We start from the raw sequence: 12,684 nt of genomic DNA, 5'->3' as shown, positions 1-12,684 counted from the left end.
GCGAGCCCGTTTGATGAAATTATCGCTCGCGTAGGGAGAGGCAGCACTGACGCTGCTACATGTCGGTTCCCAGATAGACGCCATTGCGCGCCAGAGTCGCTTGCAGCGTGCTCACGTCAGTGTCCCGGCAAACGCCGTTGCTCTGGACGACCATGGCGGCAGCTGTCCCGGCCGCTTCACCCATCACGAAACAAGCCCCCGAAACGCGAGCTGCGGATTGCCCGCGGTGCGTCATGGAAGCGCAGCGACCGACAACAAACAAATTGTCGACCTGTTTAGGAAGAAGCATCCGAAACGGCAGATGATTGAACCCGCGGCTTCCTGGAATGTCGGGCCAGCGGAAGATAATGTCGCCGGCGACGTGGTCTTCGATGGGCCAACCATTCACGCCAATGGTGTCGGTAAAGCTCGCGCATTGAAGCACATCATCTTCGCTCAGTTGATATTCGCCAACGATCCGGCGTGTTTCGCGAATTCCCAGCTGTGGCGGCAAATCTACAATGTAGGCATTGGCAAACGCCGGGACGTTCTGCCGGAGAAATTCGAACGTATCCCTGACCTGGCGTCGTCCTTCGATCTCGCCATTGGTCAGTTGATCGGCATCGGTGCCATCGACCGCACTGCCATCCTTGTTGCCGACCTGGGTAATGTTGGCCCGCCACTCGATGCCGTGCTTCTGCGGGCGGATGATCGGTGTCTGGCGCGGAAATTGACGACCGGTATCGCGCGTCGCCGCCTGCATCATGCCGGCGATTGGCTCCCACGCCCTTGCTGCTTCGGCATCGCGGTCGACGTCGTTGATACGAAACATCGTCGATGGAAACATCATCGAACCGGCTCCATCGCCTAGTTCGTAAGGCGCGCCGGCCCAAGCTGCGAGATCGCCGTCGCCCGAGCCGTCGATGAAAATGCGGCCACGGACTCCGCGCCGGCCAGATTTGGTTTCGATAAAGAGCGTATCAATTTGCCGTTCCGTACTCATCAGCACACCGGCGCCGAGACTGTGAAACAGAATCTTCACACCGGCATCGAGCAACAACTGATCGGCCGCGAGCTTGTAAGCCGCGGTGTCATAGGCCTGAGCCTGGATCTTGCCAAAAACTGTGTGGGGCTCCTTGAGTCCATCCAGGCGTGCGATGCCGTTAAGCAGATCATCCGCGATCCCGTGCACAACCTGATCGATTTGGCCGAAACGATTGGCATGCAGGCCGCAGAAATTCGTCACGCCTGCGGCGGTCCCCATCCCGCCCAGGAAACCATAACGTTCGATCAAGAGGGTCGCGGCGCCCGCCCTCCCGGCAGCCACTGCGGCTGCGATGCCAGCAGGGCCACCGCCGAGAACAACGACATCGAACGTCCCGTAGAGTTCAGTCCGGCGAGCAGGCTCAGCGACAGTTTCGATCGTACTCATAGAGGTTCTCCGTAAGGCAAGGAAAGACGATAGCTAGACCGAAGGCATCGGCGTGGATTGCAAACCCATCGACTCGGGAGCCCGCGCTGCACGAGCGAGGCATGCGTCCCTGGTTGTGAGCGCCCCGTCAGCCTCAAGCAGACTTTTCACGATTGCCGCGGGAATACTGTGCACGGCATTGGCGTCACGACAGGCGACGACGGCCATTGAACCGGCTGCCTGACCGAGCGCCATCGCGGTCGCCATATGACGAGCGCCACCGTTCGCAGCCCGCGTGGCCGAGATCGTTCGGCCGGTAACGATCAGGCCCTCAACGCCGACAGGTATCAAGCAGCGCATCGGTATTTCAAAGGGCCCGGGCGGCACGAAGAGTTTGATCCCGGTTCCCTGCGCATCGTGAATGTCCATCGGACCGCAGCCCAATGCGATGCTGTCAGGAAACGTGACACCCGACAGGATGTCGTGTTCGGTCAGTGTATAGTCGCCGATAATCCGACGGGTTTCGCGCACGCCGATCCGCGGCGCGATAGATGCCAGCACAGCGTTTTCAAAGCCAGGCACTTCGCGCTTCAGGAATCCGATGATGCTTTTGACCTGCTGGCGTCCGATCCTCTCCGCGCTCGATGCTTGTCGCGGATCGAGTGGATCGATGTTCAGGATACGGCTCATGAGGCAGATTGCATCGACGCCGCCCGGCGTGCTCATGAACGACAGGCTCTCCCAGAATATTTCCCCGCGCCGCACGCCCTCAAGGGCGAGCGCGCGCTTCGTGTCCCGGGGGATCGCTCGGAACCGCGCCACATCGATATTGGAAAGCCGGAATACCAAGCTCTGCGGTTGCCTCCCACCGTGCTGGCCTTCGTCCTCCGGAGCTCTCATGGTTACACCGGCAAGATAAGACGGCGTGGCATCGCCGCTGGCATCGACAACAACGCGAGCCCGGTAAGCACGCCGACCGGCAACGTCCTCGACAATCACACCGCCGACGCGATCGCCATCCTTCAGAACGGCGGTGACGTTTGCGTGGAGAGCAACTTCAACACCGGCCTCCTCTGCCCATTCGTCCGCAACCCATTTCACGATCTCGGGATTGAACGGGAAATTGTGAATTGGAACGGGATTGGCCGAGGCTTCCGCGAGCATGTACTTGGTGAAGCCTTCGCTGCCGCCGGCCGCAACAATTCGCTGCGTAAACTCAAAGGGCAGGCCCCATACTGCCTGAATGCCGTGATTGAAGAATCCGATGTACTGGGCGACGTATCCCGTCGTCGCGGTCCCGCCGAGGCAGCCCTGCCGTTCGACTAAAAGGGTCCTTGCTCCATGCCGCGCGGCGGTGACTGCCGCCACAAGACCCGCGGCACCACCACCCGCGACGATCACGTCGTACTCCGCAGCAACTGTCGTGCTCAACTGCTCGACGACACTACCGTTCGCCACGCTGTCGAGCACCAACGCCCTGTCATAGCTCACCATCGGACAATTCCCTGAGGTTGCTTCCCTTGATTGTTTCTGTCGCGGCTGACCTCATCTGCCGCCCGGGGGCAGCAATAAAGGTCAGAATGCACTTGTCATTGTGTGCACTCTGTGCACATTTATGCACTAGGTGTACATTGACGCGAACGGGCTTGTCAAATGAAGATCGCCATCTCATTGGCCCTCCGGGACGGACAGGGGCGTCGTTTGCGACGCGATCAGGATGCTTAAAAAGATCGAAAAGCCTCGCAGCCAGTCATTCGTCACCGCGTTTGCGCGTGGGTTGACCGTTATCGAAGCGTTCGGTGACCGCGAGGAAGCGCTCAGCTTGGCCGAGATCGCAGAAAAAACCGGCGTCGATCGGGCGGTCGCGCGGCGGTCGCTGTTGACGCTGATCGAACTCGGCTATGCGGTAACCGACAAGAAAAACTATCGCCTGACGTCGCGGATTCTTCGGCTCGGCTATGCCTATCTGTCCCAGTCAGGGTTGGATGGCCGGCTACAGCCTTTTGTCGAAGCCGTCGCGAAGACAACGGGCGAGTCCTGCTCCATCAGCATCCTCGACGGCCTTGAAACCGTAGGCGTGGCCCATGCACCTTCAATCCATAAAATGGGTTTCTTACTGAAGCCTGGCACACGTATGCCTGCCTATGTCATGACCTCGGGCCGGGTTCTGCTCGCAGCTAAATCCGACGACGAAGCGCTCGCGTTGCTGCGGCAGATGGACCGTAAACCGCTGACGAAAGCGACGCAGACGTCGCTCGGCGCGTTGATGGAAGCGATTCGAAAAATCCGCGATGCGGGTTTTGCGACGATTGAAGAGGAACTTGAGATCGGCCTGCTGTCGATAGCGCTGCCTATCAAGAATCGCCGCGGCGAAACGGTTGCCTCGCTCAATGTCAGTTCCAGCGCGACGCGCACTACATTAGCTGAATTATGCAGCGTTGCTTTACCCGTAATGCGAAATACTGCGAAGGAAATCGGAGCGATCCTCCCCTGACAAAGACTGTTGGGATTTTAATCCGTGCGGACAGGCTTACAAGTGAGAGAGGCCAAACCAGCAAGGCGATCTTCCGGACGCTCAAGTAATGGGATGGACCGACTGCTCCCCCCGTGCGACAGACCTCCCATCGCTCAGTTGAGTACCGGCCTAGTTTACTCAATCGATCGCGACCACCGCCTTGCCGGGAAGCTTGCGACCTCGCTCCAGGGCCGTCAGCAGCGGGATCGCTTCAGTTAGATGGACAGATTCAGCGATTGGAAGCCGGAGCTTTTTACTGCCCGCAGCCTGCGCCAGACCGTCGAGTATTTCTGCGCGCGCCGTGCAGATGATCGGCTTCAACCGCCTGTTGAAGAGCGCGCGCAGGAACTTCGCGGGCGTTGGGTCAATGTCAAGGAAAACACCGCCTTTGCGCAGCAGGCCTATACCCAGGGTGACTGGCATCGTTCCGGCAGTGTCGTAGACCACGTCGAACCGGACGCCGATACCAGAGAGGTCAGCGGAGCCATAGTCATAGATGGATTCCATCCCCATCGCCTCGGCGCGCTGAAGCGATTGTTCACTGCAGCTGCCAGAAACCGTGGCGCCCAGCATCTTCGCCAGCTGAACGGTCGTTTCACTGCCTCATTTCCAAACTAGGCCACTGAGGTCGGAAAGAGGCCAGTACGTAGAAAAATCACGGGCTGGTTGGTCATGGCCTCAGCCTATCACCGAATCAGGCTTCGAGACAGCCGCTAGGGATGGCCCCAGATTGCCAGCGCGCCGGCATCGCTCGGTCAATGAAACTCGCACGCTGTCAGCGGTATCGCTGCAACGGGCGGTCTCGCTTATTTGTTCGGCCGGGTGGGGTAGATCAGCGACATGTCCTCAAAATCCTCTGCGGGCAATTTGCCGCGCCCGGCGGCGGCATGCAGTTCCTGCAGCGGCATGGAGGCCAAGGCGGCGCTGGGCAGCTCTGGCGAATATGTGTGCGAGCGCAAGACAGGGGTGGCAGCCGCAAGTACGGCAATCACCGCCGCGATATAGATTATCGGACGCATCATGGTCATCTCCAGTTGCCCCAGCGTCGCATAGGTCTGCGGGACGGCTGACGAGGTTCAATCATGACGCGCCAAGACTCCGCGACTGGTCGGCCCGACGCGGACTTGGAGGGGACCCGTCGGGCGTGACCGGTAGGAACATCAACCTGGACCGACGACGGGGTAGACCATCAAGTGGCCGTCTGCGTCACCCAAATGGGTAAAGCCGGCCGGGTAGCATTGCAGACGCGCCAAAGCGCCCCGGATGAGGCTAAATCCTACAGGTTCTGCTTCGACTATTTACATTGACCAGAGGCGCGGCGACCAGCGACCTCTTTGGTGCAATAAGCGGTGCAGTACGTCCCACCGGACTTCTGACATCGCGGCATGCACTCTTCTACAGTGCAAAACGACTTTTGTTTTGCTTCCTTGGCGTAAGCAGAAGATGCTGCGCAAAGCGCAATAGCGAGAAGGAAAATTCCGGAAATTTTCATAACTGCCACCTTTAGCTGCAACAGAGATATCGCCATTTCAACGCAGTTAATTTGCGGGCGCACGGATCGCCCACGAATGCGCGCCGTAGCCCCCGACGGGAAAGCGGCCGGAGCGTGCTCTCGAAAGAACTCGCCCGGGACCTCGCTGGCAGGTACAAGCTTGGGGGCCAATGCTGCCGGCTGTGGACAGTGATCCGCAGCGCGGAAGGCCGCAAGCGCCCCGAAGGGGTAGGTTCGTGCCAGGCAGAGGTCTCCCTTCGCATCCTCCGGGGGGCGTAACTACGGTCCGATGGTTACATTGTTAGACTCTAGCCTCGAATTGCGTCTAAGCCGACGACATGAACAAACCAAATGCCGTTTCGCAGGCCATGATCACTCGGGCCATGAAAGCAGCCCTGAAGGCCGGATTGATTGTCACTGGTGTCAAGCCGGACGGCACTGTCCTTACCGCGATGCCAGGCAGTGTGAGGGCCGCGCCCGGAGATTACGACGACATCGCTGACCACCTTTGACAGGCGCTCAAGGGAAGTAACGCCGTGACGCTTCGTTACGGTCTGGTGACGCCGGATAGGCGGTAGGCGATCCGGCCGCGGTCCCCTGACTGCGGCCAGGTCTGGCAGGCAGGCAGGGATACGATTCAACCTGGACCGGCTGGCGCTCTTGATGGGAGACCGCGGCGCCAGTAGGGAAAAGTGGGGCCGCCGGGCGCCGCACAATAGCCGAGGGCCCCTGCGCGTAACTGAAATCGTGGAAAAGGCAAAAAGCCCCAGACCCAACTGTAGCCGCCGGAAAATCATTTCACCTTTGCGCAGCGCTTACTGTTCACTGCCGTAGATATCTCCAAAGATTAGATGGTCGTTACACGTAAAGCGGACGGCTTTCTTTCTCGCCAAGCGAAACGGGCATGAGCCGGACAATTACGTGGCCTAACCGTCGCCCTAGATCAGTCTCGAATAAGTCCAGCGGGCCCGACCTTGTCGCTGCGGGTCTTTTGCAAGGTTTTGATAGCTGCGTCTCGGGCGTTAAAAAAGACTCGACGTAACAGCAGGTCAGCCTCGCTGTCGTCTGCAGCGGCGATCGCAGCTTCGAGCTTCTCCCATTCCCGCACGGCTGCCGCCTGGCGCTGGGGCGTGAAAAAATCCAGCGGTCGATCGCGCCAGATGATGCCCCACAACGTATGGTCGAGCTGGTCGCGCAGGAGTCGGGCTAAGTGCTTGTTCCCGCAGCGCGCCGCGACCATACCGCCGAGGTGGGCGATAGCCCGTGCGAAATCTAGCGGTGTGGTAGCCTTGGCTTTCGCCATAGCGCGCGCCTCGGCGATCCCTGTGTGCAGTTCGGCGACAAATTCCACATCCTTGCGCCGAGCCAGATCGCGCGCGGCGAGCCCCATTAGTACGGCGCGAACGTTGAAGATTTCGACGATGGTGTCGAGCGTGACATCTACTACGTAGGCGCCGCGTCGCGGAAAGAAGTTGACGAGGCCGCGCTCCTGCAAGGTGCGGATCGCCTCGCGCACCGGACCGCGGCTGACGCCGTAAAGCGTCGCTAGCTCCTGCTCGCGAATTCGCTCGCCGCCGCGATAGTCGCCGTTGACGATGGCACGACTGACGTCGTCGGCGATCTGCTCGGGGATCGTGCGTGTCCGCTGACCGCGCCTGCGTATCGCCGGTTTCGGTTTCAAATCCAGCAAATCCTGATTCATGGTGGCGCGGCCTTGTCGCGATGGACTTCTCGCTAGAATAGCCGTGCCGTCAACTTTGTCCAATTGTTGACAATTGACATTGGCAAATCGCTGTGGTCGGCTACGGGCAATGCACGCGTCAACAGCGGCAAATCGAGGGAGGACCTGCCATGAAAAGCAGGACGATGTTTATGGCGCTGTCTCTGGCGCTGAGTCCGGCTCCCGCGCTGGCGCAAGCCACCGGCAGTCTCACGGTGGCGTTCGGCGCCGAGGGTACCACGCTCGACCCCACCAAATATTCCGCCGGCGTCGATCACTACTTCATAGGCCAGATGTTCGAGCAACTGATCCGCTACGACACCGACCTGAAGCCGGTGAACTGGCTGGCGGAGAAGTGGGAGCTTCAGCAGCAGGACGGCAAGGCGGTCATCGACATCTACCTGCGCCCGGGCGTAAAATTTCACAACGGCGACCCGATGAGCTCGGCGGACTTCGAGTTCTGTTATGAACGCCTGAAAGATCCCAAGGTGTCGCGCTGGTCGCATCTTCAGGCCAATGTGGAAAAGTTCGAGGTTATCGACGACCTGCATTTCAAGATCCATTTCAAGTCGCCGGACGGCGACTATATCGCAGGTGCCCTGCAGCTATGGGCACTGCCGAAGAAGTACTTCGAGAAGGTCGGCGAGGACGGTTTCGCCAAAGCGCCGGTCGGCACCGGCCCGTGGAAGTTCGTGTCGCGTTCGGTGAAGGAAGAGCTCAAACTTGAAGCTTTCGACGGTTATTGGAACAAGGATGCACGCCCCGGCGTCAAGGATCTTACCATCAAGATCATTCCTGAGGACCTGACCCGCGTCGCGGCATTCAAGTCGGGCGCAGTGGACTGGATCGACAATGTGCCGCCGTCCATGGTGGCAGAATTCAAGAAACTGCCGGGCGTCAAGACATTCACGGCCATTTCCGGCAACAATCTCTACATCGATTTTCCGACTTACAATCCGGCGTCGCCATTCAACAAGCTTAAGGTGCGCCAGGCTGTGGCGCAGGCCGTCGATATGGACGCCATTATCAAGAGCGTATTGTTCGGGCAGGGCGAGCGTTACGCCGAAGTCGGCAAGGGCAGCACCGGCTACAATGCCGATCTGAAGCCCTACGCCTATAATCCGAAGGCTGCAAAGCAGTTGCTGGCCGAGGCCGGCTATCCCTCGGGTTTCGAGACGCCGTGCTACAATCTCACCACGCCGCGCGAGCCCAACGTCAAGGAAATGGGTGAAGCGGTATTCGCCTATCTCGGCCAGGTTGGCATTCGCTGCAAGGCGCAGGGTCTCGAATACGGCGCCTGGATCAATCTCGGTCGCCGCGGCCGGAGCGGTCCGCCGGAGATGGACGGTGTGCTGATGTGGATGTGGAGCCAGGGACTGCCAGGCGATCCCGCCACGCCATGGGGCGGTCATTTGCACAGCTTTGTCGCCGGCAAGGGGTGGGGCAGCTACTCCTACACCGACGATAAGCAGGCTGATTCCATGATTGAACAGCTAAAGGGCACGATGGAGCAGCCCAGGCGCGAAGAACTGATCCGCCAGATCGCTCAGTACAAGCACGAAAATGTGCTCGGCGGCATCACCACCTATCGCCCGGTGATCACACTGGCATGGCGCGACAAGGTCGAGTTCAAGCCGTGGCCTTTCCCTGGCGCATGGCGCGGATTTCAGGAAATTAGTCTCAAGAAGTAATCGATCCTGAACTAACAGAAGAACGCTCATGCTCTCTTACATCCTGCGGCGTGTCATGCATGGCGTCGTCAGCATCATCGGCGCATCGATGCTCATCTTTGTGATCTCCCGGATGTCGGGAGATCCGATTGTGCTGCTGTTGCCGGTCGATGCGCCGCAGTCGGCGATCGACGCCATGCGCGAGACCATGGGCCTCGATAGGCCGATCTGGATGCAATACCTGATCTTCGCCGGCAAGGCGCTGACCGGTGATTTCGGCAATTCCTATCGCTGGCAGATGCCGGCGCTGAACCTGGTGCTCGACCGCCTGCCGGCGACCATTGAGTTGGCGCTGTCGGCACTGCTGTTCTCGATCATGCTGGCGGTACCGCTCGGCGTGCTGTCGGCGGTGAACCGCGGCGGCTGGATCGATACCGTTGGCAAGGGCTTTGCTATGCTCGGCCAGGCGATGCCCGGCTTCTGGGTCGGCCTGCTGCTGATCCTGGTGTTCTCGGTGCACCTGAACTGGCTGCCGGCCTTTGGTGCCGGCGGCGTCTCCCATATCATTCTCCCGGCGATTGCGCTGGGTTGGTATCCGGTTGCGGCCCAGACCCGTATCATCCGTTCGGCGATGCTCGACGTGCTCGACAGCGACTATATCCGCATGGGCCGTGCGCTCGGTGCGCCGGAGCGGCTGCTGGTGTGGAAATATGCCTTTCGCAATGCCGCGGTACCACTGGTCACCGTGCTCGGCGTCTATTTCGCATCGATGCTCGGCGGCGCCTTCGTGGTGGAAGTGATCTTCGCCTGGCCGGGCCTTGGCCGCACGGTGGTCGAGGCTGTGTTCGCGCGCGATTTTCCGGTGGTACAGGCTGGGGTGCTGTTTACCTCGGTGCTGTTCGTGGTGTCGAACTTGCTGGTCGATCTCAGCTACGGTCTGATCGACCCGAGGATCCGTCATGGTTGACGTCGATGCCTCATACGCCGAGATCGCGCGCCGGCCGTCGCAGATCGTGATGCGTCGGCTGTTCGGCTCCGGCATTCCCTGGTGGTCGCTGCTGATTTTCAGTCTGGTTGTCGTCGCGGCCATCGGCGGCGACAACATCACGCCTCACGATCCCAACGGCCTCGATCTCGGCTCGGCCTTCAAGCCGCCGTCCTGGCTCGAAGGCGGCAGCATCGACTACCTGCTCGGCACAGATAATCTGGGCCGCGACATTTTCAGCCGCATCATGGCCGGTGCCAGCGTCACGCTCACCGTAGCGATCTATGCCATCGTGATCTCCGGAGGCATCGGCGCGCTGATCGGCATGGTCTCCGGCTATTTCGGCGGCGTTGTCGATACCATCATCATGCGGGTGGTGGACATTCAGATGTCGATCCCGTCGCTGGCCCTGGCGCTGGTGATCGCCACCGTCCTGTCGCCGAGCCTGACCACGGTGATCGTCGTCATCTCGATCACCTACTGGACCTGGTATGCCCGCATTATCCGCGGCGAAATCCTATCACTGAAGGAGCGCGACTATGTGGCGCTGGCCAAGGTCGCCGGCTGCTCCACTGCCACCATCTTCGTCCGCCACCTGCTGCCCAACATTCTCAACACGCTCCTGGTGCTGGCGTCGCTTCAGGTTGGACAGGTGATCATCTTCGAGGCGTCGCTGAGCTTCCTTGGCCTCGGCATCCAGAGCCCGGACGTGTCCTGGGGCCTGATGTTGGCTGACGCGCGCAACTACATCGGCAATGCGTGGTGGGCGATCACCTTGCCCGGCGTGGCGATCATGCTGACATGCCTGTCGGCCAACCTGATCGGCGACTGGCTGCGCGACACGCTCGATCCCAAGCGAAGGCAGCTTTGACATGACCGATGCTGCAACGCTGCCGGCGGTGAGGCCGCCTCTGCTCAAGGTCGAGAACCTCAAGACCTATCTCCATCTCAAGCGCGGCGTAGTGCGCGCGGTGGACGGCGTTGATCTCGAAGTTGCCGAGGGCGAGACCCTGGGCATCGTCGGCGAATCTGGCTCCGGCAAGACCATGACCAGCCTCTCCATGCTGCGACTGCTGCCCAAGCCCAGTGGCCGCATCGTCGAAGGCTCCATCACCCTCGACGGCACCGATTTGGTAAAGCTCAGCGAAGCTGAGATGGCGCGCGACTGGCGGGGCCAGCGCATCTCCATGGTGTCGCAGGATCCGCTGACCTCGCTCAATCCGGTGTACAGTATCGGCGACCAGGTCGGCGCCCCGTTCCGTTATCACAATCTGGCCAAAGGCCGCGGCGCCGTGCGCAAGGCCGTGGAGGCGGTGCTGGCTCGCGTCCGTATTCCGTCGCCGGCCAAGCGCATCGACGATTATCCGCACCAGTTCTCCGGCGGCATGCGCCAGCGCGTGGTCACCGCCATGGCCATCGCCTGTTCGCCGCGGCTGCTGATTGCCGACGAACCCACCAGCGCGCTCGATGTCACCATTCAAGTGCAGATGATGGAGTTGTTCCGCGAGTTGCAGCGCGACAGCGGCGTCGGCATCATCATGATTACCCATGATCTCGGTGTGGCCGCCGGCATCTGCCACCGCGTCGCGGTGATGTATGCGGGCAGGGTGGTGGAGAGCGGCGACGTTCGCGAGATATTTCGCCATCCGGTGCATCCTTATACGCGGGGGCTGCTGAATTCGATTCCGCATCTCGGCCGCAAGCGCCGCCGGCTCGAAGCCATTGCCGGACAGCCGCCGAGCCTTATCGATCCGCCGAAAGGCTGCCGCTTCGCGGCGCGCTGCCCGCAGAGGATGGCGCGCTGCGACGATTACCCACCGCAGTTCGAGGTCTCCACCGGCCACCAGGCCGCCTGCTGGCTGGCGGAGCCGCGGCCATGACCGATACGATGACCATGACCGCCCCATCAGTTTCGCCGCCGCTGCCGCTGCTCGAGATCCGCAACCTGACCAAGCGCTTTTCCGTCCATGGCGGCGGTGTGGTACGCGCGGTCGAGAATGTCAGCTTCACGGTCGGCCGCGGCGAGACCTTTGCGCTGGTCGGCGAATCCGGCTGCGGCAAGACCACCCTGACGAAGCTGGTGCTCGGGCTGGAAAAGCCGACCTCCGGCGAAATTCTGTTCCATGGCGCGGATCTGGCGAAAGCGTCGGCAAAATCCATGCACGCCTATCGTCGTCAGGCCCAGGCGGTGTTCCAGGATCCGTATTCGTCGCTCAATCCGCGGATGCGTGTGAACAAGATCATCGCCGAGCCACTGATGGCTCATGGCATCGGCGACAAGGCCAGCCAGCGCGCTCGGGTGCTGGAAATGCTCGACGTGGTCGGCCTGCCCAGGACCGCCGCAGATCTCTACCCGCACGAATTCTCCGGCGGCCAGCGGCAGCGTGTCGCCATTGCCCGCGCACTGGCGCTGAAACCGGCGTTCATGGTTCTGGACGAGCCAATCTCGGCGCTCGACGTCTCGGTGCGCGCGCAGATCCTCAACCTGCTGGCCGACATCCAGGACGAGTTCGGCCTGACCTACCTGATCGTGGCCCATGATCTGGCGCTGGTGGAGCATTTCAGCTCCAGCGTCGGTGTCATGTATCTCGGTAGCATGGCCGAACTCGGCCCCACCGAGACTGTGTTCTCGCAGCCGAAGCATCCTTACACGCAGGCGCTGCTGGCCTCGGTGCCGCGGCCGGATCCCGATCACCGCGCTCCCGTCGGCGTCATTCACGGCGAGATTGGCAGCGCCATGGCGCCGCCGCCCGGCTGCAAATTCCATCCGCGCTGTCCCTACGCCGTGGAGATCTGCAGGACCACGCCGCCGGTCGATCGCGAACTGGCGCCGCGCCAGCTTGTTGCCTGCCATCTCGCCGAAACTATCATTCCGCCTGTCCAGACGATCGTCGCTTCACATTGATGAGTAC

12 protein-coding genes are annotated in these 12,684 nt (G+C 61.0%); 7 read left to right on the top strand and 5 right to left on the bottom strand.

The window, feature by feature from the left end:
* Positions 1 to 55: 55 nt before the first annotated feature.
* A complete protein-coding gene (locus tag JWR89_RS18415; protein WP_299718740.1) occupies positions 56 to 1,411 on the bottom strand; it encodes an FAD-dependent oxidoreductase in 1,356 nt (451 codons plus the stop codon).
* 33 nt (positions 1,412 to 1,444) lie between these two features.
* Positions 1,445 to 2,884 (bottom strand): FAD-dependent oxidoreductase, encoded by a 1,440-nt coding sequence (locus tag JWR89_RS18410; protein ID WP_299718738.1) that lies wholly within the window; start codon positions 2,882 to 2,884, stop codon positions 1,445 to 1,447.
* 223 nt (positions 2,885 to 3,107) lie between these two features.
* Between JWR89_RS18410 and JWR89_RS18405 the strand changes: the two genes are divergently transcribed.
* Positions 3,108 to 3,884 carry an IclR family transcriptional regulator C-terminal domain-containing protein gene (locus JWR89_RS18405; RefSeq protein WP_299718736.1) on the top strand — a complete coding sequence of 259 codons (777 nt, stop codon included), beginning with the start codon at positions 3,108 to 3,110 and terminating at the stop codon, positions 3,882 to 3,884.
* A 159-nt stretch (positions 3,885 to 4,043) separates the two neighbouring features.
* Here the strand turns inward: JWR89_RS18405 and JWR89_RS18400 are convergent, their stop codons facing one another.
* On the bottom strand, positions 4,044 to 4,478 hold the full coding sequence (locus tag JWR89_RS18400; RefSeq protein WP_299718733.1) for a zinc-binding dehydrogenase: 435 nt from the start codon (positions 4,476 to 4,478) through the stop codon (positions 4,044 to 4,046).
* Positions 4,479 to 4,711: 233 nt separating this feature from the next.
* The gene (locus tag JWR89_RS18395; RefSeq protein WP_299718731.1) at positions 4,712 to 4,933 is read right to left on the bottom strand and encodes a hypothetical protein; all 222 of its coding nucleotides are present in this window, start codon (positions 4,931 to 4,933) and stop codon (positions 4,712 to 4,714) included.
* An 802-nt stretch (positions 4,934 to 5,735) separates the two neighbouring features.
* Here JWR89_RS18395 and JWR89_RS18390 point away from each other — a divergent pair.
* Positions 5,736 to 5,909, top strand: coding sequence for a hypothetical protein (locus JWR89_RS18390; RefSeq protein WP_299718729.1), 174 nt, complete (start codon positions 5,736 to 5,738; stop codon positions 5,907 to 5,909).
* Positions 5,910 to 6,340: 431 nt separating this feature from the next.
* Here JWR89_RS18390 and JWR89_RS18385 read toward each other — a convergent pair whose 3' ends face one another.
* Positions 6,341 to 7,099: a GntR family transcriptional regulator gene (locus tag JWR89_RS18385; protein ID WP_299718727.1), complete on the bottom strand. Its 759-nt coding sequence runs from the start codon at positions 7,097 to 7,099 to the stop codon at positions 6,341 to 6,343.
* A gap of 149 nt (positions 7,100 to 7,248) precedes the next feature.
* Between JWR89_RS18385 and JWR89_RS18380 the strand changes: the two genes are divergently transcribed.
* The 5 genes from JWR89_RS18380 to JWR89_RS18360 are packed head-to-tail and all read left to right on the top strand — an operon-like array spanning position 7,249 to position 12,677.
* Positions 7,249 to 8,808, top strand: coding sequence for an ABC transporter substrate-binding protein (locus JWR89_RS18380; protein WP_299718725.1), 1,560 nt, complete (start codon positions 7,249 to 7,251; stop codon positions 8,806 to 8,808).
* 28 nt (positions 8,809 to 8,836) lie between these two features.
* Complete coding sequence (locus JWR89_RS18375) at positions 8,837 to 9,754, top strand: ABC transporter permease (RefSeq protein WP_299718723.1); 918 nt, start codon at positions 8,837 to 8,839, stop codon at positions 9,752 to 9,754.
* Positions 9,747 to 10,643 (top strand): ABC transporter permease, encoded by an 897-nt coding sequence (locus tag JWR89_RS18370; RefSeq protein WP_299718721.1) that lies wholly within the window; start codon positions 9,747 to 9,749, stop codon positions 10,641 to 10,643. Before JWR89_RS18375 ends, JWR89_RS18370 begins: the two co-directional genes overlap by 8 nt.
* 1 nt (position 10,644) lies before the next feature.
* Entirely contained in the window at positions 10,645 to 11,652 is a 1,008-nt protein-coding gene (locus tag JWR89_RS18365) for an ABC transporter ATP-binding protein (protein ID WP_299718719.1), read from the top strand.
* Positions 11,649 to 12,677 carry an oligopeptide/dipeptide ABC transporter ATP-binding protein gene (locus tag JWR89_RS18360; RefSeq protein WP_299718717.1) on the top strand — a complete coding sequence of 343 codons (1,029 nt, stop codon included), beginning with the start codon at positions 11,649 to 11,651 and terminating at the stop codon, positions 12,675 to 12,677. Before JWR89_RS18365 ends, JWR89_RS18360 begins: the two co-directional genes overlap by 4 nt.
* The last annotated feature ends 7 nt before the right edge of the window (positions 12,678 to 12,684 follow it).

Source organism: Tardiphaga sp. (genome assembly GCF_028290785.1).
In the GTDB taxonomy this organism is placed as follows: Bacteria; Pseudomonadota; Alphaproteobacteria; order Rhizobiales; family Xanthobacteraceae; genus Tardiphaga.
This window is presented reverse-complemented; position numbering and strand designations above follow the sequence as displayed.

Coding starts and splice junctions, on each gene's coding strand:
- JWR89_RS18365 (WP_299718719.1), top strand. CDS start 10,645: ATGACCGATGCTGCAACGCTGCCGGCGGTGAGGCCGCCTCTGCTCAAG.
- JWR89_RS18360 (WP_299718717.1), top strand. CDS start 11,649: ATGACCGATACGATGACCATGACCGCCCCATCAGTTTCGCCGCCGCTG.
- JWR89_RS18405 (WP_299718736.1), top strand. CDS start 3,108: ATGCTTAAAAAGATCGAAAAGCCTCGCAGCCAGTCATTCGTCACCGCG.
- JWR89_RS18410 (WP_299718738.1), bottom strand. CDS start 2,884: ATGGTGAGCTATGACAGGGCGTTGGTGCTCGACAGCGTGGCGAACGGT.
- JWR89_RS18380 (WP_299718725.1), top strand. CDS start 7,249: ATGAAAAGCAGGACGATGTTTATGGCGCTGTCTCTGGCGCTGAGTCCG.
- JWR89_RS18400 (WP_299718733.1), bottom strand. CDS start 4,478: ATGCTGGGCGCCACGGTTTCTGGCAGCTGCAGTGAACAATCGCTTCAG.
- JWR89_RS18385 (WP_299718727.1), bottom strand. CDS start 7,099: ATGAATCAGGATTTGCTGGATTTGAAACCGAAACCGGCGATACGCAGG.
- JWR89_RS18390 (WP_299718729.1), top strand. CDS start 5,736: ATGAACAAACCAAATGCCGTTTCGCAGGCCATGATCACTCGGGCCATG.
- JWR89_RS18395 (WP_299718731.1), bottom strand. CDS start 4,933: ATGACCATGATGCGTCCGATAATCTATATCGCGGCGGTGATTGCCGTA.
- JWR89_RS18415 (WP_299718740.1), bottom strand. CDS start 1,411: ATGAGTACGATCGAAACTGTCGCTGAGCCTGCTCGCCGGACTGAACTC.
- JWR89_RS18375 (WP_299718723.1), top strand. CDS start 8,837: ATGCTCTCTTACATCCTGCGGCGTGTCATGCATGGCGTCGTCAGCATC.
- JWR89_RS18370 (WP_299718721.1), top strand. CDS start 9,747: ATGGTTGACGTCGATGCCTCATACGCCGAGATCGCGCGCCGGCCGTCG.